The organism is Mycobacterium sp. HUMS_12744610 (assembly GCF_041206865.1).
Taxonomy (GTDB): domain Bacteria; phylum Actinomycetota; class Actinomycetes; order Mycobacteriales; family Mycobacteriaceae; genus Mycobacterium; species Mycobacterium servetii.
On record NZ_JBGEDP010000001.1, the window covers coordinates 4,395,352 to 4,415,800 of the forward strand.

A 20,449-nucleotide genomic window follows, 5' to 3' on the forward strand; every position below is an offset into this window, starting at 1 on the left:
GTTAATTGGATTAATGTTTAAGTTAGTGAAACTCTCGGGCTGGGACGCAGTGGCGGCCACGGTGACGCGCCGGCGATCGTGGCTGCCCGGACTGGCCGCGGTGCTGCTGGGCGTCGGCGTGATGGTGCTCGTCGGCGGCAACGCCGCCGCGGGCCAGGCGCCGCAGTCGGTGCCGGCCGCCTCCGACTCCGCGAAAGTCGCCGCCCTGGCCCGCCAGTTCCCCGGCGGCGACCGCGTGCCGCTGATCCTCGTCGTCACCCGCGCCGACGGCGCACCGCTGGACGCCGCCGACGTCTCGGCGGCCCGGGCGGCCGGCGCCCGGATGCGGGCGGCCACCGGGCCCGGCGCGCCCGCCGCGGCCGCGCCGCCGATGGTGTCGGCCGACGGCAGGGCGGCCCTCGCAGTGGCGCCGGTGAGCGCCGACCTGTCGGGCCTGGACTTGGACAAACAGGTCGCCGCCGCACGTGCCGCCGCACGCGACGGCCTGCCGGCCGGCCTGCGGGCCCAGGTCACCGGGGGGCCCGCGTTCGGCGCCGACATCGCCAACGCATTCACCGACGCCAACGTCACCCTGCTGGCGGTGACCGCGGCGGTGGTCGCCGTGCTGCTGGTCGCCACCTACCGCTCGCCGGTGCTGTGGCTGGCCCCGCTGCTGGTGATCGGATTCGCCGACCGGGTCGCCACGGCGGTGGGCACCGCCGTGGCGAGGCTGACCGGACTCAGCTTCGACGGCTCCACCGCGGGGATCACCAGCGTACTGGTGTTCGGGGCGGGCACCAACTACGCACTGTTGCTGATTTCGCGCTACCGCCAGGAACTCCGGCGCCGAAGCGCGCACCCGGATCACCGGGAAGCGCTGCGCCGCGCGGTACGCAGGGCCGGGCCGGCCATCGTGGCCAGCAACGCCACGGTGGTGCTGGCGTTGCTGACGCTGCTCTGCGCGTCCACCCCCAGCACCCGCAGCCTGGGTGCGCTGGCAGCGTGCGGCCTGCTCGTCGCCGCGGTCTCCGTGCTCGTGGTGCTGCCGCCGGTGCTCGCGCTGTGCGGACGGCGACTGTTCTGGCCCTTCGTTCCGCGGCCGGCGGGCCACGCCCGCGAGTCGGGCCCCTGGCTGCGGGTGGCGCAGTGGGTCGACCGGCGTCCCGCCGTGGTCGCCGCGGTCGCGATCACGGCGCTGGCGGCCCTGGCCACGGGACTGCTGGGCACCCGGATCGGGTTGTCCCAGACCGAGCAGTTCCGGGTCCGGGCGGACTCGGTGGCCGGGTACGACGTCGTGGCCGCGCAGTTCCCGGCCGGCCTGGTCAACCCGACCCTGGTCGTCGCGCCCACCGCGCGGGCGCCGCGCGTGCAGCGCGCCATCGACTCGACCCCCGGGGTCGTCTCGGCGACCGAGTCGGGCCGGTCACCCTCGGGGCTGACCGAGTGGTCGGTGGTGACCGACGCTCCGCCCTCGTCCGATCGTGCCTTCGAAACCGTTGCGGCGCTGCGGCATTCGACGAAGGAGGCCGACCCAGGCGCGCTGGTGGGCGGGGCCGACGCGCAGGCCCTCGATGTTCGCGACGCCGCCACCCGCGACCGCCGGGTGCTCGTCCCGGCGATCCTGGCCGTGATCCTGGCGGTGTTGTACGCGCTGCTGCGCTCGGTGCTCGCACCGCCGATCCTGCTGGGCGCGACGATCCTGGGCGCCCTGGCCGCGCTCGGCGCCGGCGGCTGGTCCAGCAGCCACGTCTTCGGATTCCCGGCGCTGGACAACAGCACGCCGCTGTTCGCGTTCCTGTTCCTGGCCGCCCTGGGCGTCGACTACACCATCTTCCTGGTCACCCGCGCCCGCGAGGAGGCCGCGCGGCACGGCGCTCGCGACGGCATGGTCCGCGCCGTGGCGGCCACCGGTGGCGTGATCACCAGCGCGGGAATCGTTCTGGCGGCGGTCTTCAGCGTCCTGGGAGTGCTGCCGTTGATCGTGCTGACGCAGCTGGGCATCATCGTCGGCCTGGGAATCCTGCTCGACACGTTCGTCGTGCGCACCCTGGTCATCCCCGCGCTGTTCGCCCTAGCCGGTACCCGCATCTGGTGGCCCGCCGATCCCGTCCGTACCGAAAGCGTTGCACCCCAACAAGAACGGAGCACAGCATGAACAAGTCGATACTGGCCGGCACCTCGCTGGCCGTCGCCGCCGCCGCCGGCACCGGGAGCGTCGCCAGCCCGAACCGGGTACCCGCGTGGTACTCGCGGCTGCGCAAGCCGCGCTACCAGCCGCCCGGGGTCGCGTTCCCGGTGGTGTGGACCAGCCTCTACGCCGACATCGCGGCCACGTCCGCGGTGGTGATCGACCGGTTCCGCGCGGCCGGACAGCACGAGGAGGCGCGCGCCTACGCCGCCGCGCTCGGCGTCAACCTGACGCTCAACGCCGGCTGGAGCTGGCTGTTCTTCCGGTACCACAAACTCGGCGCGTCCGCCGTGGGCGCCGCGGTCCTGGCGGCCAGCAGCGCCGACCTGGCCCGGCGTGCCGCGCAGGCCGACCCCCGGGCCGGGCTGGCGCTGGCGCCCTACCCGCTGTGGTGCACCTTCGCCACCATGCTGGCCACCCACATCTGGCGACTCAACCGCTGAGCGGCGCGCCGAAAGATGCCGAAACTGTTCTGGTTTCGCCGCGACCTGCGACTGTCTGACCACCCGGCGCTGGCCGCCGCGGCGGCCGACGACGGCGAGGTGCTCGCCTGTTTCGTGCTCGATCCGCGACTGGAGGCGTCGTCGGGGCGGCGCCGCCTGCAGTTCCTGGGCGACTCCCTACGCCGACTGCGCGAGGACCTGGACGGCCGGTTGCTGGTCACCCGCGGACGGCCCGAGGAACGGATCCCCCGGATCGCCGGAGAGATCGGCGCGACGGCCGTGCACATCTCGGAGGACTTCGCACCGTTCGGGCGGCGCCGCGACGAGCGGGTCCGCGCGGCCCTGGACCCGGTGCCACTGGTGGCCACGGGCTCGCCGTACCTGGTGTCGCCGGGACGGGTCACCAAGCCCGACGGCAGCCCCTACCGGGTTTTCACGCCGTTCTTCCATCGGTGGCGCGACGTCGGTTGGTGGGGACCCGCCCGTTCCGGCGCCGAGCCGGCGCGCTGGATCGATGCGGCGAACGTGGGTATCGAGCAGTGCGAGATCCCCGACCCGGGCGCCGCGCTCGACCTCGCCGCCGGGGAACGCGCGGCCCTGGTGGAGTGGGACGCGTTCGTCGCGGACGGGCTGCGGCGTTACGCCAAGGACCGCAACCGGCCCGACCTCAATGGCACCAGCCGGATGTCGGCACACCTGAAGTTCGGCACCATCCATCCGCGCACCCTGGCCGCCGACCTCGACCTGCGGGGCAGCGGAGCGCAGGCGTACCTGCGGGAGTTGGCATTCCGCGACTTCTACGCCGACGTGCTGTACCAGTGGCCGGCCAGCGCCTGGAGCAACTGGAACGGCGATTTCGACGGCATCCGGACGGACAGCGGGATCGCGGCGAAACGCCGCTTCGAGGCGTGGAAGGCGGGCGAGACCGGGTTTCCGTTCGTCGACGCCGGAATGCGCCAGCTGCGCGAGACCGGCTTCATGCACAACCGGCTGCGGATGGTCGTCGCGTCGTTCCTGGTGAAGGATTTGCACCTGCCGTGGCAGTGGGGCGCCGAATGGTTCCTGGAGCAGCTCGTCGACGGCGACATGGCCAACAACCAGCACGGCTGGCAGTGGGCCGCGGGGTGCGGGACCGACGCCGCGCCGTACTTTCGGGTGTTCAACCCCGACAAACAGGGCGAGCAATTCGACCCCGAGGGCGACTACATCCGGCGCTGGGTCCCGGAACTGGCCGGCGCCGACGACGCGCACCTACGCAAAGGCGAACGGCCCCAAGGGTATCCGGAACCGATCGTCGACCACGACACCGAGCGGGTCGAGGCGCTGCGCCGCTACCGCGACCTCGGCTGAGTGCGGCCGCTACCGACGCCTCAGCGGGCCGCCTTCTTGCGCTCGATGTCGGCCAGCGCGGCGGCCAGTTCCGCGCGCTGGGCGGCCGAACTCTCCCACGACAGCTTCCGGTTCTTGACCACCTTGGCCGGCGCGCCGACCGCGATCGAGAAGTCGGGGATCACGCCGCGGACCACTGCGTGCGAGCCCAGCACGCAGCCCCGCCCGATGGCCGTGCCGCGCAGCACCGTCACCTTCACCCCCACCCAGGTGTCCGGGCCGATGCGGACCGGGGACTTGATGATGCCCTGGTCCTTGATCGGGACGTTGATGTCGTCCATGCGGTGGTCGAAGTCGCAGACGTAGCACCAGTCGGCCACGAGCACCGAATCGCCGAGCTCGATGTCCAGATAGCAGTTGATGACGTTGTCGCGGCCCAGCACCACCTTGTCGCCGAACCGCAGCGAGCCCTCGTGGGCGCGGATGGTGTTCTTGTCCCCGATGTGCACCCAGCGGCCGATCTCGAGCTGCGCCAACTCCGGTGTCGCGTGGATCTCGATGTTCTTGCCTAGGAACACCATGCCGCGGGTGATGATGTGCGGGTTGGCCAGCTTGAACTTCAGCAGCCGCCAGTAGCGCACCAGGTACCACGGGGTGTAGGCGCGGTTGGCCAGCACCCACCTCAGCGAGGCCAGCGTGAGGAACCGGGCTTGGCGTGGGTCCCGCAACCGTGATCCACGCCAGCGGCGATGGACCGGGGCACCCCACATGGACGTCATGGCCGGACAGCATAGCCGGATGGCGGAGTCGGCCGGCCGCGGAGCCGGGCAATCCGGCACCCGCGTGCCGACGCGGGTTACCCTCACCTGTACTCGTTCGCTGCTCGTGCCGAACGCCGTTGCGGAAGGATCTGGGAAACCGAGGTGCTTGCCCGACATCTCCTGCCTGGGCTCAGGCGCTGGCCGGCTGCGGTGCTGGCGGCCGTCGCCTCGGTGGGGCTGGGCGGATGCGGCAACACCGATTCGTGGGTCGACGCGGCACCGGCGCAGGGCTGGCCCGCCCAGTACGGCGACGCCGCCAACAGCAGCTACACCACCACGAGCGGGGCCACCAGGCTGTCGTTGCAGTGGACGCGTGCGGTCAAGGGCTCGCTGGCGGCCGGTCCGGCGCTCAGCGCACGCAGCTATCTCGCGCTGAACGCGCAGACGCCGGCCGGCTGCTCGCTGATGGAGTGGCAGAACGACGACCACGGCCGGCAGCGCTGGTGCGTGCGGCTCGTCCAGGGCGGCGGCTTCGCGGGCCCGTTGTTCGACGGCTTCGACAACCTCTACGTCGGCCAGCCGGGCGCCATCGTCTCCTTCCCGGTGACGCAGTGGACGCGGTGGCGCAAGCCGGTGATCGGGATGCCGACCACCCCGCGCTTCCTGGGGCACGGCCACCTGCTGGTCGTCACCCACCTCGGACAGGTGCTGGTCTTCGACACCCACCGCGGCGAGATGGTCGGTAGCCCGCTGGACCTGGTGGACGGCGTCGACCCGACCGATGCGACGCGCGGGCTGGCGGACTGCGCACCGGCCCGGCCGGGCTGCCCGGTCGCGGCGGCCCCCGCCTTCGCGCCGGCCAACGGAACGATCGTGCTCGGCGTCTGGCAGCCGGACGCGCCGGCCGCGCAGCTCGTCGGCCTGAAGTTCCGCGCCGGGCAGCTCTCCCGCGACTGGACGAGCGACGCGGTGGGCGGCGGCGTCATCGCCAGCCCGGTGCTCTCCGCCGACGGCTCGACGGCCTACGTCAACGGCCGCGACGAGCGGTTGTGGGCCCTGAGCACCGCCGACGGGAAGGCGAAGTGGTCGGTGCCGCTGGGATTCCTGGCGCAGACCCCCCCCGCGGTGAGCCCGCAGGGGCTGATCGTGTCCGGCGGCGGCCCCGACACCCGGCTGGCCGCCTTCACCGACGCCGGTGACCACGCCGAGCAAATCTGGCGCCGCGACGACCTCACCCCCCTGTCGTCGTCGAGCCTGGCCGGCGGCGTCGGCTACACCGTGGTCGCCGGCCCGCCGCAGGGCGAGGCGCCCGGCTTGTCGCTGCTGGTGTTCGATCCCGGCAACGGCCGCACCACGAACAGCTACCCGCTGCCCGCGGCCACCGGATACCCGGTCGGGGTCGCGGTCGGCAAGGACCGCCGGGTGGTGGCCGCCACCAGCGACGGCCAGGTGTACGGCTTCGGCCCGGCCTAGCAGCTACAGCGCCAGCGGCGGGATGGCGTTGCGGGGCACCTGGGCCTGCACGGGGCCGGAGAACGGTGGCAGCATCTCACCCGGTGCGAAGTAGAAGATCAGCGCGTCGTCGGTGATGGCGAAGTTCTGGTAGTGCGAGGGGTCCGTGCCGGTCGAGGGCAGGATGGTCGCCCCGAAGGGACTCTGGCGTTCCAGGTCGCGCTGCACGATCGGGAAGATGGCGTCCAGCGGCGCGGGGCCGGGCGCGAACAGGGTGTCGAAGGTGATGGGTTTCTTGGTGCCCAGGTTGTAGTTGAAGGCCTTGTACCAGTTGGACGGGTGCGCCCCGAGGTCCTCGAAGAACTTGAGCACCACGCTGCGGGTGGCGTGCGGCGGCTGGCCGGAACTGTGCTGTTCGCTGGTGGCCTCCAGCTGGTAGGGCTGGTTACGCGAACCCGAACTCTGCGCCACATTGACGAACCCGTCGCGGTTCCTGGTGATGTAGTCGGTCAGCGCCTGCTGATCGGGGTAGTCCACCGGAAACGTCAAGTCGAGGATGTAGGTCGGCGTCGTGACGTGCACCCGGCACATCTGGGTGACCTCCACAACGCCGCCCAGGCCGGCGCACGCCGACGGCGCGGCCCAGGCCGATGACGGGCCCGGCCAGCCCAGCAGCACCGCCGGTGCCAGCACCGCGGCCACGATCAGGGAACGCATCGTCGAATTATCCTCGCAAACTGAACAGGCAGGACGCCTGGAAGAATGACCGCCGTCAGCGTACCTGGCGTTATCGCGACGGGCGGCAGACGAACGCCGTCGCCCGCCCCGCGGCCCCGGCGCCGATCCGGGTGATGACCACCGACAGCGGCAGGCCACCGCGCAGCCGGAGCCGCCGCCGCAGCGCGTCGGGGTCCACGCGCACCCCGCGGACCAGGATCTCGAGGGCCCCGCAGTCCTGCGCCGCCAGCACCTGGCGCAGCCGGCGCTCGTCGAAGGCCACCTCGTCGAGCACCTCGAACCCCCGCACCCCCGGCGGCAGCCGATCGCCGGACAGGTAGGCGATGTCGGGGTCGAGCTGCCACAGACCGTGGCGGGCGCCGTAGTGCCGCACCAGCCCGGCCCGCACCACCGCGCCGTCGGGGTCGACGATCCATCGTCCGGGCGGCCCCACACCGCAGTCGTCGGGCTCGGCGTCGGTGACCTGTTCGCCCGGCGAGGCCCCGTCGAGGATGCTCGCGCGGCGGCGCACACCCGCTCCGGCCAGCCCGGCCGACCACAGGCACGCCTCCCGGACCGCACCCCGGTACGACGTCACCTCGATCTCGCCGTCGAACCCGCGGCGTCGCAGCGCGTCGAAATCCATGCCCGGACCGCACTTCACGACGAGGTGCCGCTCGCGGTAGGTGTCGATCAGCCGGTCCAGCGCGGGCCGGTAGTCCTCGGGGCGCAGCCGCCGGCGGCCGCCTTCGCGGCGCGCCGGGTCGACGAGGACGACCGTGTCGCGGGTCACCGGGTGCAGCGCGTCGGCGCGGCAGAGCACGGTCGTCGCTCCCACGTTGTGGCGTGCCATCGCGACCCGCACCGGGTCGATGTCGCTGCCGAGCGCGCGCACGCCCGAGCGGTGCAGCGCCGCCAGTTCGGTGCCGACCGAACAGGTCGCGTCGTGCACCGGTAACCCGGCCCGGCCCAGGCGCGCGGCCCGGTGCAGGGCCACCGCCGCCGCGGTCGCCTGCTGTAACGCCTCGTCGGTGAACAGCCACTGCGACACCTGCGGGCCCAACGACCCGAGCTTGTCTGCGGCGCGCCGGCGCAACAGCGTCGTCTCGACCAGCACCGCGGCCCGGTCGGCGAACCGGGCTCGCACCGCGGCGATGTCGGCGATGCGGGTGACATCGGTCAGCTCGAGTTCGGCGACCGCTGCCAGCGCCGAGACGCCCGGGGGCGAGGCCAGGTAGCTGACGTCCTCGGGGCCAAAGGCGAGCTGGCTCAGGAGGGTTTGACCCCGGTGATCATCACGTTGTAGAACCAGGCCTTCGGCACCACGTGCCGCCAGACGCCGGCGTCCACCCAGCTCAACGCCTTCCAGCTGGTGAACGCGAACCGTGCCCAGCCCCAGCCCAGGCGCCCGGGCGGCACCGACGCCTCGAAAGTGCGGATCGGCCAGCCCAGCATCGCGGCGGTGAACTCCTCGCTGGCGGTGCGCACCGCGGCGGCCCCGGCGTTGCGCGCCATGCGCTCCAGCTGCTCCGGTGTGAACGTGTGCAGGTCGACGATGGCCTCCAGCGCGGCGACGCGCGAGGACTCGTCGAGCTCGGCCTGCGGCCGCCGCCAGCCACCCAGACCCGGCAATTTGGTCACGGTGGTGGCGACCCGCCAGGTCAGCGTGGACAGGGTGCGTGCGTAGACGTCGCCGGCGCTGGTCGGCTCGCCGGCGAACACGAACCGGCCGCCCGGCCGCAGCACCCGCAACACCTCCCGCAGCGAGAGTTCGACGTCGGGGATGTGGTGCAGCACGGCGTGCCCGACCACCAGGTCAAACGTGTCGTCGTCGTAGGGGATGCCCTCGGCGTCGGCGACCCGGCCGTCGATGTCCAGGCCTAGCGCCTGCCCGTTGCGGGTGGCGACCTTGACCATGCCGGGCGACAGGTCGGTGACCGAGCCGCGGCGGGCCACCCCGGACTGGATCAGGTTGAGCAGGAAAAAGCCTGTGCCACAACCCAATTCCAGGGCGCGATCGTAGGGAAGCTCGCGGGCGACCTGGTCGGGCACGATGGCGTCGAACCGGCCGCGGGCGTAGTCGACGCAGCGCTGGTCGTAGGAGATCGACCACTTCTCGTCGTAGGTTTCGGCTTCCCAGTCGTGGTAGAGCACCTGGGCGAGTTTGCTGTCGTGCCGGGCGGCCTCCACCTGCGCGGCGGTGACACGGGCGGCGTCGGTCGAACTGCTCATCGGGGCAGCCTATCCGCCGCCTGGGGCCGGGTTCTGGGCAGCGGCGGCGAACACCTCGACGTAGCGGCGCCGTTCGGCGGCGACACGCTCGGCCGACGGGAGTTCAACCAGGTCGCCACAGGCGGCGTTGATGCCGGCTTTCGCGGCGGCCAGCGCGTGCGCCGGCGCGCCGAGGAAGCGCCCCGCCCACGCGACCGCGGCCTCGTAGACGTCGTCGGGGGCCACCATCTCGTCGACCAGGCCCAGTTCGGAGGCCTCCCGGGCGTCGAAGAATCGCCCGCTGAAGACGAGCTCCTTGGCCCGGCTCGCCCCCACCGCGCGGGTCAGCCGGTCCATTCCGCCGCCGCCGGGGATCAGGCCGGCCAGGATCTCGGTGGCGCCGAACTTGACGTTGTCGCCGCTGACCCGCCAATCGGCGGCCAGGGCCAGCGTCAGTCCGGCGCCCAGCGCGTAGCCGGTGACGGCCGCCACGGTGGGCTTGGGGATGGCGGCGACCGCGTCGATCGCCGCGCGGCGCACCCGGGCCGCGGTGTCGGCCTCCGGCACCGTGAGGGTCCGCAGTTCGGGCATGTCGTCGCCGGCCGAGAAGATCTCGTGACCCCCGAAGAGGATCACCGCGGCGACGTCGTCACGCCCCGCCACCTCGTCGGCCGCGGCCGCGATCTCGCGGTAGACCTGCCGGGTCATGGTGTTGGCGGGCGGCCGCGACATCACCAGCGTGGCCAGTCCATCGCCGGCCACGACGCTGACGAACTCGCTCCCCGGAGCAGTCAATGCCGCCATCCCAGCCCGCCCGACTCCCGGGCCCGGTGGTAACGGTCGGAGTCGAAGAACTCGAAAACCCAGTTTTCGCCCTGGATTTCGACGTTCGGCTGCACGGTGACGATCTGGCGTTGCAGGGTCAGCACGTCGGCGACCGTCCGGCCCACCAGCGAGTCCAGTTGCGTCCAGGTCGGGGGCAGCAGGAAGCTTCGGCCGGCGGCGAAGTCGTCGATGGCGGCCTGCGGGGTCGTCCAGCCGGCGCGGTCGGACTCGGTGTTCTCGCCGTCGGCGCGCTGCCCCTCCGGCAGGGCCGCCACGAAGAAGTAGGTGTCGTACCGGCGGGTGCGTTCGGCCTCCGGGGTGACCCAGTTGGCCCACGGCCGCAGCAGGTCGGACCGCAGCTCCAGGTTCTCTTCGCGCAGGAAGTCGGCGAACGACAGCGTCCCGACGGCGAGCGCCCGGCGGGCTTCGCGGTACACCGAGGCGTCGCCGACGATCCCGTCCGGGTCACCGGCCGGCCCGGCGAACAGCACCCCCGATTCCTCGAAGGTCTCCCGGGCCGCCGCGCAGACCAACGCCTCGGCCTGGTCGGTGTCGATGCCGAAGCGCTGTGCCCACCACTGTGGCGGCGGCCCGGCCCAGGCGCCCAGCCGCGCCAGCCCGGCGTCGCGGTCGCGGTCGTCGACGCCGCCGCCGGGGAACACCATCGTTCCGGCGGCGAAGTGCATCTTGGCGTGGCGGCGCATCAGGAAGACGTCGAGGCCGTCCGCGCCGTCGCGGACCAGCATCACGGTAGCCGCGGGGCGCGGAACCAGAGGGGGCTCGGTTGTTGACGTCATAGTTGCCTCCTGTGGGCCGCGCGGCTGCGGACCCGCCGCGCGAAATACCGTCCGTCGATGACGTCCAGGGCGATCGACTGGCCGAACGCGGTGGACAGGTTTTCCGCGGTCAGGACGTCGGGCAGCAGGCCGGCGGCGACCGCCCGGCCCTCCGACAACAGCATGCAGTGGCTGAAGCCGGGCGGGATCTCCTCGACGTGGTGGGTGACCAGCACCAGCGCGGGGGCGTCGGGGTCGGCGGCCAGGTCGGCCAGGCGGGCCACCAGCTCCTCGCGGCCGCCCAGGTCCAGGCCGGCGGCGGGCTCGTCGAGCAGCAGCAGCTCCGGGTCGGTCATCAGCGCGCGGGCGATCAGCACCCGTTTGCGCTCGCCCTCCGAGAGGGTTCCGTAGGTGCGGTCGGCGAGGTGCTCGGCGCCCAGACTCTCCAGCATGTCGACGGCGCGCCGGTAGTCGATGTCGTCGTAGCGCTCGCGCCAGCGGCCCAGCACGGCGTAGCCGGCCGAGACCACCAGGTCGCGCACCAGCTCGTCGCCGGGCACCCGCTGCGCCAGCGACGACGAGCTCAGCCCGATCCGCGAACGCAACTCCGACACGTCGACCCGGCCCAGCTTCTCCCCCAGCACGACGGCGGTACCCGTCGACGGGTGCTCGGCGGCCGCCGCGATGCGCAGCAGCGACGTCTTCCCGGCCCCGTTGGGGCCGATGATCACCCAGCGTTCGTCCAGCTCGACGGCCCAATCCAGCGGCCCGACCAGGACCCGCCCGTCCCGGCGCAGCGAAACGTTGCTGAAGTCGAGCAGCAGATCGGGGTCGGCCGACCCGCTTCCGTTCCCGGGCACCCGACCATCGTGCCGTACCGCGCCGCCGCCGCGGGTGCCGGGTCACCCCGCCCCGGTGCGACGTTCACCGGAATCCGCGCCCCGAAAAGGGGCTTTTGCATCTGCCCGGCCGGCTCAGGCGGGGGGAATCTCCACGCGGCGCACCTCGCCGTCGACCGCGTCGGCGGCCTCGATCTCCCCGCGGGTGATGCCCAGCAGGAACAGCACCGTGTCCAGGAAGGGGTGGCTCAACGACGCGTCGGCGACCTCGCGCAGCGCCGGCTTGGCGTTGAACGCGATTCCCAGCCCGGCGGCGGCCAGCATGTCGATGTCGTTGGCGCCGTCGCCGACGGCGACGGTCTGGGCCATCGGCACCCCCGCCTGCTCCGCGAAGTCCCGCAGCGCCGCGGCCTTGCCGGCCCGGTCGACGATCGGGCCCACGACCCGCCCGGTGAGGATGCCGTCGACGATCTCCAGCTCGTTGGCGGCGACGAAGTCCAGCATCAGCTCGTGTGCCAGCGGGTCGATGATGCCCCGGAAACCCCCGGAGACCACGCCGCAGCGGTACCCCAGCCGCCGCAGCGTGCGCAGCGTGGTCCGCGCGCCGGGCATCAGTTCGAGCTGGTCGGCGACCTCGTCGATCACCGTGGCGGGCAGGCCCTTCAAGGTCGCGACCCGTTGCTGCAGCGACTCCGCGAAGTCCAGCTCGCCGCGCATGGCCGCCTCGGTGATCGCGGCGACGGCGCCCTCCGCGCCCGCGCGCGCCGCCAGCATCTCGATGACCTCGCCCTGGACCAGGGTGGAGTCGACGTCGAACACGATGAGCCGCTTGGAGCGCCGTTCCAGGCTGTATTCCTCGAACGCCACGTCGACACCTTCGTCGCAGGACACCCGGTTCAGGGCGGCACGCAGCGGGACGTCGGCGCCCGGCGGCACCGAGACCCGCAGCTCCAGCCCGGTGACCGGGTAGTCGGAGACGCCGCGGATGAGGTCGATGTTGACACCCAGCGCGGCGACCTCGCGGGCCACCGCGCTGAACGCGCCGGCAGTGATCGGCCGGCCCAGCACGAAGATGGTGTGGGTCGAGGGCTCGCGGATGATCGGCACGTCGTCGCTGCGCTCGATGCTGACCTCGAGACCGAGCCCGAAGATGGCCGATTCGACGTCGCCCCGCAACGCGGCGCCGTCGGCGACCTGCGGCGGGCAGGACACCAGCACACCCAGCGTCAGCCGGCCCCGGATCACCACCTGTTCGACGTTGAGCAGTTCCACGCCGTGCTTGGACAGAACCTCGAACAGAGCCGAAGTCACCCCGGGCTGATCCACGCCGGTGACGGTGATCAGCGCCGAAACCTTGGGCGGTGCGCTCACCCGCGGCTCCCTTCGTGGCTCATTCGCGCCGGGGGCCGCTGCCGCTCATCAACTGCGGACTTGTATGTCGTCGGCTCGGGTGACGTCCTTGTCCGCGGGGCCGTGGGCGCGACCGACGTGGGCCTCGCGCCGCATCCGCTCCACCATGTGCGGGTAGTGCAACTCGAATGCCGGGCGCTCCGAACGGATCCGGGGCAGCTCGGTGAAGTTGTGTCGCGGCGGCGGGCAGCTGGTCGCCCATTCCAGCGAGTTGCCGTAACCCCAGGGATCGTCGACGGTGACGACCTCGCCGTACCGCCAGCTCTTGAAGACGTTCCACACGAACGGGAACATCGACACGCCCAGTATGAAGGCCCCGATCGTCGAGACGATGTTGAGCGGCTGGAACCCGTCGGTGGGCAGGTAGTCGGCGTAGCGGCGCGGCATGCCCATGTCCCCGAGCCAGTGCTGCACCAGGAACGTGGTGTTGAACCCGATGAACGTCAGCCAGAAGTGCAGCTTGCCCAGCCGCTCATCGAGCAGCCGGCCGGTCATCTTCGGGAACCAGAAGTAGGTGCCGGCGAAGGTGGAGAACACGATCGTGCCGAACAGCACGTAGTGGAAGTGCGCCACCACGAAGTAAGAATCGGTGACGTGAAAGTCCAGCGGCGGGCTGGCCAGCAGCACGCCCGTCAACCCGCCCAGCAGGAAGGTGACCAGGAAGCCGACCGAGAACAGCATCGGCGTCTCGAAGGTCAGCTGGCCCTTCCACATCGTTCCGATCCAGTTGAAGAACTTGATCCCGGTCGGCACCGCGATCAGGTAGGTCATGAACGAGAAGAACGGCAACAGCACCGCGCCGGTGGCGAACATGTGGTGCGCCCACACCGCCACCGACAACCCGGCGATCGACAACGTCGCGTAGACCAGCGTGGTGTAGCCGAACACGGGCTTGCGGGAGAACACCGGGAAGATCTCGGTCGCGATGCCGAAGAACGGCAGCGCCACGATGTAGACCTCGGGGTGGCCGAAGAACCAGAACAGGTGCTGCCACAACAGGACCCCGCCGTTGGCCGGGTCGAAGACGTGCGCCCCGAGGTGGCGGTCGGCGGCCAGCCCGAACAGCGCCGCGGTCAGGATCGGGAACGCGATCAGGATCAGGATGGACGTGACCAGGATGTTCCAGGTGAAGATCGGCATCCGGAACATCGTCATCCCCGGAGCGCGCATGCACACCACGGTCGTGATCATGTTGACCGCACCCAGGATGGTGCCCAGACCGGCGACGATCAGGCCGGTGATCCACAGGTCGCCGCCCGCGCCGGGCGAGTGGATGGCGTCGGTCAGCGGGGTGTAGGCGGTCCAGCCGAAGTCAGCGGCTCCTCCCGGGGTGATGAAGCCCCCCAGGGCGACCAGCGCGCCGAACAGGAACAGCCAGAACGAGAACGCGTTCAGCCGCGGGAACGCCACGTCGGGTGCGCCGATCTGCAACGGCAGCACCAAGTTGGCGAACCCGAACACCACCGGCGTGGCGTACAGCAGCAGCATGACGGTGCCGTGCATGGTGAACAGCTGGTTGTACTGCTCGTTCGACAGGAACTGCAGTCCCGGCGCGGCCAGCTCGGTGCGCATCAGCAGCGCCATCAACCCGCCGATGAAGAACATCACGAAGCAGGTGACCACGTACATGATGCCGATCACCTTGTGATCGGTGGTGGTGATCAGCTTGTAGACCAGATTCCCTTTGGGACCTGTCCGCGGTGGGTACGGTCGGACGGCCTCGAGTTGTCCCAAGGGGGGCGCTTCGGCTGTCAACTGCTCCTCCAAACATCCTTCTCAGAAACGTTCACCACGCATCCTAGCTTCCGATCATGCCGATGGCAGCGCGAGTCCTACAAACCGTCGTATATAGCGCTGCGACGCGGGCGTGTCGTCGCTAACACCGGGCGCCGACCCGGCCGGATGTTAGCGTCGGGCTCGTGCTCTCCGGCATGCTCCGCGCGATCCGCACCGCCCCCCTGCTGCCGACCGCCGCCGGCCTGGCAGCCGTGGTGGTGGCGGCGTGCAGTGCCTGCGGGTCCGCGGGCCCGGGCACCAAAGCCACGTCCCCGACCCGGTCGCTGGTCACCCCGACCACCCAGATCGCCGGCGCCGGGGTGCTGGGCAACGACCGCCGGCCCGACCAGTCGTGCGCGGGCGAACCTGCCGCGGCCGACCCTGGGCCGGCGACCCGGGAGGCCCACAACGCGGCGGGGGTCACCCCCGACGTGGTCCGCGTGCCGGCCGAGGCACAACGCATCGTGGTCCTCGCCGGTGACGAGCTCGACGCGCTGTGCGCCCTGGGGCTGCAGTCGCGGGTCGTCGCCGCCGCGCTGCCCGACGGCGCGTCGAGCCAGCCCTCGTACCTCGGCAACGCGGTGCACGACCTGCCTGGGGTCGGTACCCGCGCCAAGCCCGACCTGGGTGGCATCGCGGCGGCGCACCCCGATCTCATCCTGGGTTCGCAGGGGCTGACGCCCACCCTGTACCCGCGGCTGGCGGCGATCGCCCCGACCGTGTTCACGGGGGCCCCCGGGGCGGCGTGGGAGGACAACCTGCGCGGTGTCGGCGCCGCCACCGCCCGCGCTGGCGCGGTCGACGGGCTCATCGACGGGTTCGCCGCACGGGCCACCCGCGTGGGGGCCAAGCACGACGCAACTCACTATCAGGCCTCGATTGTGCAGTTGACCACGGACACCATGCGCGTCTACGGCGCCAGGAACTTCCCGGCCAGCGTGCTCGACGCCGTGGGCGTGGACCGGCCGGCGTCGCAGCGGTTCACCGACAAGGCCTACGTCGAGATGGGCACCACCGACGCCGACCTGGCCGGGTCGCCCGACTTCTCGGCCGCCGACGCCGACATCATCTACGTGTCGTGCGCCTCGCCGGCCGCCGCGCAGCGGGCCGCCACCCTGTTCGACAGCGCGCCCTGGCGCAGGCTCTCGGCGACTCAGGACAACCGTGTCTTCGTCGTCAACAACCAGATCTGGCAGACCGGGCAGGGACTGGTCGCGGCCCGCGGCATCGTTGACGACCTGCGCTGGGTGAACGCCCCGATCAACTAGCTTCGCTTGGTCAGGGCGAAGTTCACGGGCAGGCCAACTTTTCGTTGTGGGGTTAAGTGCGCGGGCGTGACGTCTGCAGTGGCTCTTCGGATCGCCAAAGCGCCGACCCGCCACTTTGCTTGGCTTACAGCCGGTTTCATCGGACCGGCACCTTGGGTGGAGAGAGTCGCGGACGTGATCTCGTAAGTGGGAGCGTCCGAAAGGTCGTATGCCCAGAAACGTCACGCCGACAAGGCGGTATGAGGTCGCGCGCTACACCTAAGGTGGTGAGCGAACCGTCACATGGCCGGAGAAACTTACCCTGGCTAAACTTCTTCGAAGCGCGCTAGCACCGAAAAGGACTGTTGATGAGCACTGTTTCCGCGTACGCCGCCACGTCGCCGACCGCACCGCTGACCAAGACCACCATCACCCGTCGCGACCCGGGTCCGCACGACGTCGCGATCGAGATCAAGTTCGCCGGGATCTGCCACTCGGACATCCACACCGTCAAAGCCGAATGGGGGCAGCCCGACTACCCCGTGGTCCCCGGGCACGAGATCGCCGGCGTGGTGACCGCGGTGGGCTCCGAGGTGACCAAGCACAAGGTCGGCGACCACGTCGGCGTGGGTTGTTTCGTGGACTCCTGCCGGGAATGCAGCAGCTGCCTGGCCGGTAACGAGCAGTACTGCAAGCGCGGCATGACGACCACCTACAACGCGATCGGACGCGACGGCCAGCGCACCTACGGCGGCTACAGTCAGGCGATCGTCGTCGACGAGAACTACGTCCTGCGGATCCCCGCCTCGCTGCCGCTGGACAAGGCCGCCCCGCTGCTGTGCGCGGGCATCACGCTGTATTCGCCGCTGCGGCACTGGAATGCCGGTCCCGACACCCGGCTCGCCGTGATCGGCCTGGGCGGGCTCGGGCACATGGGCGTCAAGCTGGGGTCGGCGATGGGCGCCGAGGTGACGGTGCTGTCGCAGTCGCTGAAGAAGATGGAGGACGGGCTTCGGCTGGGGGCCAGCCACTACTACGCGACCTCCGACCGCGACACGTTCCGCAGCCTGCGCGGCAGCTTCGACCTCATCCTGAACACCGTCTCGGCGAACCTGAAGCTCGGCGACTACCTCAACCTGCTGGACGTCGACGGGACGCTCGTCGAGCTGGGCATCCCCGAGCACCCGATGGAGGTGCCGGCGTTCGCGCTCGCCCTGATGCGGCGCAGCCTGTCGGGGTCGAACATCGGCGGGATCGCCGAGACCCAGGAGATGCTCGACTTCTGCGCCGAGCACGACGTGACGCCCGAGATCGAGCTCATCGAGCCGGACTACGTCAACGAGGCCTACGAGCGCGTGCTGGCCAGCGACGTGCGCTACCGCTTCGTCATCGACACCTCAGGCCTCTGAGGAAACCGCCGGCCGCGCCGCCATCCGCTCGGCCGCCTCTCCATCCTCGTCGCCGGGGATGACTTCGCTGACGTCGATGCCAGCCAGCGGCCACCCGGCCGCGGCCAGCGTGGCGGCCACCCGGATGACGTTCTCCTTGCCGGCGTCGTAGTGGGTCATGTCGGAGATGAAGTCGGCGATCTCGTCGCGATCGATGGGATGGTCGATCGTCTCCGGGGATCCTTCCTGCGCGGTGATGTTGCGCACCACATCCCGGATCTGGTCGTCGGTCAAAGGGGTGCTGCGCAGCAGGGCCATCAGCGGCACCCGGTCGGGGCCGGGCACGCCGTTCGGGTAGCCGACCTGCAGCCAGCGGATCACTGAACGGCAGAAATTGTGGTGGTGATCGTTCTGCGAGGAGGGGGTTTTCGTCACCCACACAGTGTCACGGCAGCGGTCTCACCGGCGCCACCGCGGCGTCTCGCCATCCCCACAATTCATATCCCGTTCACGGCCCGACAATGTCGGGGTTGTGAAGTGACCGGTGTGCGAAGCTGAGCGGGAACCGGCACCGTTAGGGGACCACCACCGTGACCACGAGAACGCGATCGGCGGCAGTAGTGCTGGCTGGCGCCGGAATCATTGCGGCAACGTGGGGCCCGTGGCTGCCGCGGGCCTCGGCCGACCCGCCCGAGGAAGAGCTGGAGCGGCTGTCGAGCCGGTACGCGCAGACGACGTGCGCACAGTTGGGCCAGTACCCGGACATGCAGGGCTTCAACGCCGCCGTCGCCGACACGATGGACCGCAACGCGATCTCCAGGACGGCGGCCCAGCGAGTGGTGGGGCTCTCCGTGAAGAACTACTGCCCGCAATACCTGCCGGTGGTCCGCGAGGTCGTGCCCGATTTCTCCTAGCGACGGCCTTGTCACCGCCCGTTCCTACCATCGAGTCGTGCACAGGGACCTGGCCCGCGAATGAGCAAGGCACTCTTCGTCATTCCGCTGGCCTGCGGGCTGCTCGCCGGGGTCGTCCAGCGCAGCCTGGGGACGGGCGTCGTGGGCTTCTACGTGACGTTGCTGCTCGAGGTGCTTCTGGCGTGGGCCACCAACCGCCAGTGGCCGCGCGGGAGGCGGGGCCTCGCCACGATGCGTGCGATCGACGCCATGGACGGGGTCGCGTTCGAGAATTACGTCGCCGCACGCCTCGGCCGGGCCGGCTGGCGGGTCGGGACCACCCCGGCGGTCGGGGACTACGGCGTTGACCTGATCGCCGAGAAGGACGGACAGCGGGTGGCGGTCCAGTGCAAGCGCTACGGCAAACCGGTCGGCGTCGCGGCCGTCCAGCAGGTGGTCTCCGGCGCACGCCACCACGGATGCACGCGCAGCATCGTGGTGAGCAATCAGGAGTTCACAGCCGCCGCCAAGCAACTGGCACACACGCACGGCTGTCAGCTGATCGGCCGCAAAACTCTGCAAGCCTGGGTGCCGCCCGCAAGTATGGGCCGAAGGGGGTCCTAAGGCCCTACCGTCCACTTAGCGTTGCTTAACAATTAAGAATGTGGATCAACAAGAGTACGACGGCGGCCTCGGCTTGGCGCAGCTTCCGGACGGCGCCGAGCGGTTGGACGCCGCCGAGGCGATGCGGTTGCTGGCCGGCATCGACGTCGGACGGGTCGTCTTCGACCTGCAGGCACTGCCGGCGATCCGCCCGGTCAACCACCTGGTGGATGAGGGCGTTATCATCATCCGTTGCCGGCTGACCTCGGCGATCTCCGCCGCCGTGCGCAACTCGGATCGCGTCGTCGTGGCTTACGAGGCCGACGACCTCGACAGCCGCACCCGGACCGGCTGGAGCGTTGTCGTGACCGGCCGCGCACGAACCGTGACCGATCCCGGCCTCATCGCCCGCTACGAGCGAGTGCTGCACCCGTGGGTGAACCACGCCGACACCGTCGTGGCGATCGAGCCGGAGATCGTCACCGGCCTGCGCCTGACGGGCCCGAACACCGAGACCGGCTGATTTAGAAGTCCCAGTCCTCGTCCTCGGTGACGACGGCCTTGCCGATCACGTAGCTCGACCCGGACCCGGAAAAGAAGTCGTGGTTCTCGTCGGCGTTGGGCGACAACGCCGAGAGGATCGCCGGGTTCACGTCGGTCTCGTCGCGCGGGAACAGCGCCTCGTAGCCGAGGTTCATCAGCGCCTTGTTGGCGTTGTAGCGCAGGAACTTCTTGACGTCCTCGGTCAGCCCGACCTGGTCGTAGAGATCCTGGGTGTACTCCACCTCGTTGTCGTAGAGCTCGAAGAGCAACTCGTAGGTGTAGTCCTTGAGCTCGGCCCGCTTGGCGTCGTCGACCAGCGCCAGGCCGCGCTGGAACTTGTAGCCGATGTAGTAGCCATGGACGGCCTCGTCGCGGATGATCAGCCGGATCATGTCGGCGGTGTTGGTCAGCTTGGCCCGGCTCGACCAGTACATCGGCAGGTAGAACCCGGAGTAGAAGAGGAAGCTTTCCAGCAGCGTGGAGGCGACCTTGCGCTTCAGCGGCTCGTCGCCGCGGTAGTACTGCATGACGATCTCGGCCTTGCGCTGCAGGTTGGGGTTCTCCTCCGACCAGCGGAACGCGTCGTCGATCTCGGCGGTCGAGCACAGCGTGGAGAAGATCGAGCTGTAGCTCTTGGCGTGCACCGACTCCATGAACGCGATGTTGGTCAGCACCGCCTCCTCGTGCGGGGTCAGCGCATCGGGGATCAGGCTGACCGCCCCGACCGTGCCCTGAATGGTGTCCAGCAACGTCAGCCCCGTGAAGACGCGCATCGTCAGCTGCTTCTCGCCGGCGGTCAGCGTGCCCCAGGACGGGAGGTCGTTGGACACCGGTACCTTCTCGGGCAGCCAGAAGTTGCCGGTCAGCCGGTCCCAGACCTCGGCGTCCTTGTCGTCGTGCAGCCGGTTCCAGTTGATCGCCGAGACGCGGTCAATCAGCTTCATGTTGTCGGTCACCAGAACCCCACTTCACCAGACGGTTGCCTGCCGTTACCTAGAGCCCAAACACTACCCCTGGGGTGCGACAAGCCGGGGTAACACAACACGTTGTGTTCGCGTGTCGCCGCGCC

20 protein-coding genes are annotated in these 20,449 nt (G+C 70.5%); 9 read left to right on the forward strand and 11 right to left on the reverse strand.

The features are described 5' to 3' along the window. Positions 1-13: 13 nt before the first annotated feature. From AB8998_RS21155 to AB8998_RS21165, 3 genes are read left to right on the forward strand one after another with little or no spacing between them, the layout of a single operon-like run. On the forward strand, positions 14-2,134 hold the full coding sequence (locus AB8998_RS21155) for an MMPL family transporter (protein WP_369739642.1): 2,121 nt from the start codon (positions 14-16) through the stop codon (positions 2,132-2,134). Continuing rightward, positions 2,131-2,610 carry a TspO/MBR family protein gene (locus AB8998_RS21160; RefSeq protein ID WP_369739643.1) on the forward strand — a complete coding sequence of 160 codons (480 nt, stop codon included), beginning with the start codon at positions 2,131-2,133 and terminating at the stop codon, positions 2,608-2,610. The genes AB8998_RS21155 and AB8998_RS21160 overlap by 4 nt, the downstream gene beginning before the upstream one ends. A gap of 15 nt (positions 2,611-2,625) precedes the next feature. Next, positions 2,626-3,960, forward strand: coding sequence for a cryptochrome/photolyase family protein (locus tag AB8998_RS21165; RefSeq protein WP_369739644.1), 1,335 nt, complete (start codon positions 2,626-2,628; stop codon positions 3,958-3,960). A gap of 20 nt (positions 3,961-3,980) precedes the next feature. On the opposite strand, the gene AB8998_RS21170 is transcribed toward AB8998_RS21165, so the two are convergent. Beyond that, complete coding sequence (locus tag AB8998_RS21170; RefSeq protein ID WP_369739645.1) at positions 3,981-4,718, reverse strand: acetyltransferase; 738 nt, start codon at positions 4,716-4,718, stop codon at positions 3,981-3,983. A gap of 144 nt (positions 4,719-4,862) precedes the next feature. On the opposite strand from AB8998_RS21170, the gene AB8998_RS21175 reads away from it, so the two are divergent. Next, positions 4,863-6,173: an outer membrane protein assembly factor BamB family protein gene (locus AB8998_RS21175; RefSeq protein ID WP_369739646.1), complete on the forward strand. Its 1,311-nt coding sequence runs from the start codon at positions 4,863-4,865 to the stop codon at positions 6,171-6,173. Positions 6,174-6,176: 3 nt separating this feature from the next. Here AB8998_RS21175 and AB8998_RS21180 read toward each other — a convergent pair whose 3' ends face one another. From AB8998_RS21180 to ctaD, 8 genes are all read right to left on the reverse strand, one after another. Further along, positions 6,177-6,869 (reverse strand): esterase, encoded by a 693-nt coding sequence (locus AB8998_RS21180; RefSeq protein ID WP_369739647.1) that lies wholly within the window; start codon positions 6,867-6,869, stop codon positions 6,177-6,179. A gap of 70 nt (positions 6,870-6,939) precedes the next feature. Beyond that, the gene (locus tag AB8998_RS21185; RefSeq protein ID WP_369741688.1) at positions 6,940-8,181 is read right to left on the reverse strand and encodes a class I SAM-dependent methyltransferase; all 1,242 of its coding nucleotides are present in this window, start codon (positions 8,179-8,181) and stop codon (positions 6,940-6,942) included. Beyond that, the gene (locus tag AB8998_RS21190; protein ID WP_369739648.1) at positions 8,139-9,101 is read right to left on the reverse strand and encodes a class I SAM-dependent methyltransferase; all 963 of its coding nucleotides are present in this window, start codon (positions 9,099-9,101) and stop codon (positions 8,139-8,141) included. Before AB8998_RS21190 ends, AB8998_RS21185 begins: the two co-directional genes overlap by 43 nt. Before the next feature lie 9 nt (positions 9,102-9,110). Further along, positions 9,111-9,884: an enoyl-CoA hydratase gene (locus tag AB8998_RS21195; RefSeq protein ID WP_369739649.1), complete on the reverse strand. Its 774-nt coding sequence runs from the start codon at positions 9,882-9,884 to the stop codon at positions 9,111-9,113. After that, a complete protein-coding gene (locus AB8998_RS21200) occupies positions 9,872-10,702 on the reverse strand; it encodes an NUDIX hydrolase (protein ID WP_369739650.1) in 831 nt (276 codons plus the stop codon). The genes AB8998_RS21195 and AB8998_RS21200 overlap by 13 nt, the downstream gene beginning before the upstream one ends. Beyond that, positions 10,699-11,541, reverse strand: coding sequence for an ABC transporter ATP-binding protein (locus tag AB8998_RS21205; RefSeq protein WP_369739651.1), 843 nt, complete (start codon positions 11,539-11,541; stop codon positions 10,699-10,701). The genes AB8998_RS21200 and AB8998_RS21205 overlap by 4 nt, the downstream gene beginning before the upstream one ends. 114 nt (positions 11,542-11,655) lie before the next feature. Continuing rightward, the gene (gene serB, locus AB8998_RS21210; RefSeq protein ID WP_369739652.1) at positions 11,656-12,891 is read right to left on the reverse strand and encodes a phosphoserine phosphatase SerB; all 1,236 of its coding nucleotides are present in this window, start codon (positions 12,889-12,891) and stop codon (positions 11,656-11,658) included. Positions 12,892-12,939: 48 nt separating this feature from the next. Next, a complete protein-coding gene (ctaD, locus tag AB8998_RS21215) occupies positions 12,940-14,685 on the reverse strand; it encodes an aa3-type cytochrome oxidase subunit I (protein WP_369739653.1) in 1,746 nt (581 codons plus the stop codon). Between the two features lie 176 nt (positions 14,686-14,861). Here ctaD and AB8998_RS21220 point away from each other — a divergent pair, with 176 nt between their 5' ends. Both AB8998_RS21220 and AB8998_RS21225 read left to right on the forward strand, forming a co-directional pair. After that, positions 14,862-15,974, forward strand: a complete 1,113-nt coding sequence (locus AB8998_RS21220; RefSeq protein ID WP_369741689.1) for an iron-siderophore ABC transporter substrate-binding protein — start codon at positions 14,862-14,864, stop codon at positions 15,972-15,974. Between the two features lie 347 nt (positions 15,975-16,321). Further along, positions 16,322-17,362 (forward strand): NAD(P)-dependent alcohol dehydrogenase, encoded by a 1,041-nt coding sequence (locus AB8998_RS21225; RefSeq protein WP_369739654.1) that lies wholly within the window; start codon positions 16,322-16,324, stop codon positions 17,360-17,362. On the opposite strand, the gene AB8998_RS21230 is transcribed toward AB8998_RS21225, so the two are convergent. Beyond that, positions 17,351-17,776, reverse strand: a complete 426-nt coding sequence (locus AB8998_RS21230) for a DUF3349 domain-containing protein (RefSeq protein ID WP_369739655.1) — start codon at positions 17,774-17,776, stop codon at positions 17,351-17,353. The genes AB8998_RS21225 and AB8998_RS21230 overlap by 12 nt on opposite strands. Positions 17,777-17,931: 155 nt before the next feature. On the opposite strand from AB8998_RS21230, the gene AB8998_RS21235 reads away from it, so the two are divergent. The 3 genes from AB8998_RS21235 to AB8998_RS21245 all read left to right on the forward strand — a co-directional run bounded on the left by AB8998_RS21235 (position 17,932) and on the right by AB8998_RS21245 (position 19,360). Continuing rightward, complete coding sequence (locus AB8998_RS21235) at positions 17,932-18,255, forward strand: hypothetical protein (RefSeq protein ID WP_369739656.1); 324 nt, start codon at positions 17,932-17,934, stop codon at positions 18,253-18,255. 60 nt (positions 18,256-18,315) lie between these two features. Next, positions 18,316-18,858 carry a restriction endonuclease gene (locus tag AB8998_RS21240; protein ID WP_369739657.1) on the forward strand — a complete coding sequence of 181 codons (543 nt, stop codon included), beginning with the start codon at positions 18,316-18,318 and terminating at the stop codon, positions 18,856-18,858. Positions 18,859-18,931: 73 nt separating this feature from the next. Continuing rightward, positions 18,932-19,360 (forward strand): pyridoxamine 5'-phosphate oxidase family protein, encoded by a 429-nt coding sequence (locus AB8998_RS21245; protein WP_369741690.1) that lies wholly within the window; start codon positions 18,932-18,934, stop codon positions 19,358-19,360. A 1-nt stretch (position 19,361) separates the two neighbouring features. On the opposite strand, the gene nrdF is transcribed toward AB8998_RS21245, so the two are convergent. Further along, entirely contained in the window at positions 19,362-20,336 is a 975-nt protein-coding gene (gene nrdF / locus AB8998_RS21250) for a class 1b ribonucleoside-diphosphate reductase subunit beta (RefSeq protein ID WP_369739658.1), read from the reverse strand. Positions 20,337-20,449 lie beyond the last annotated feature (113 nt).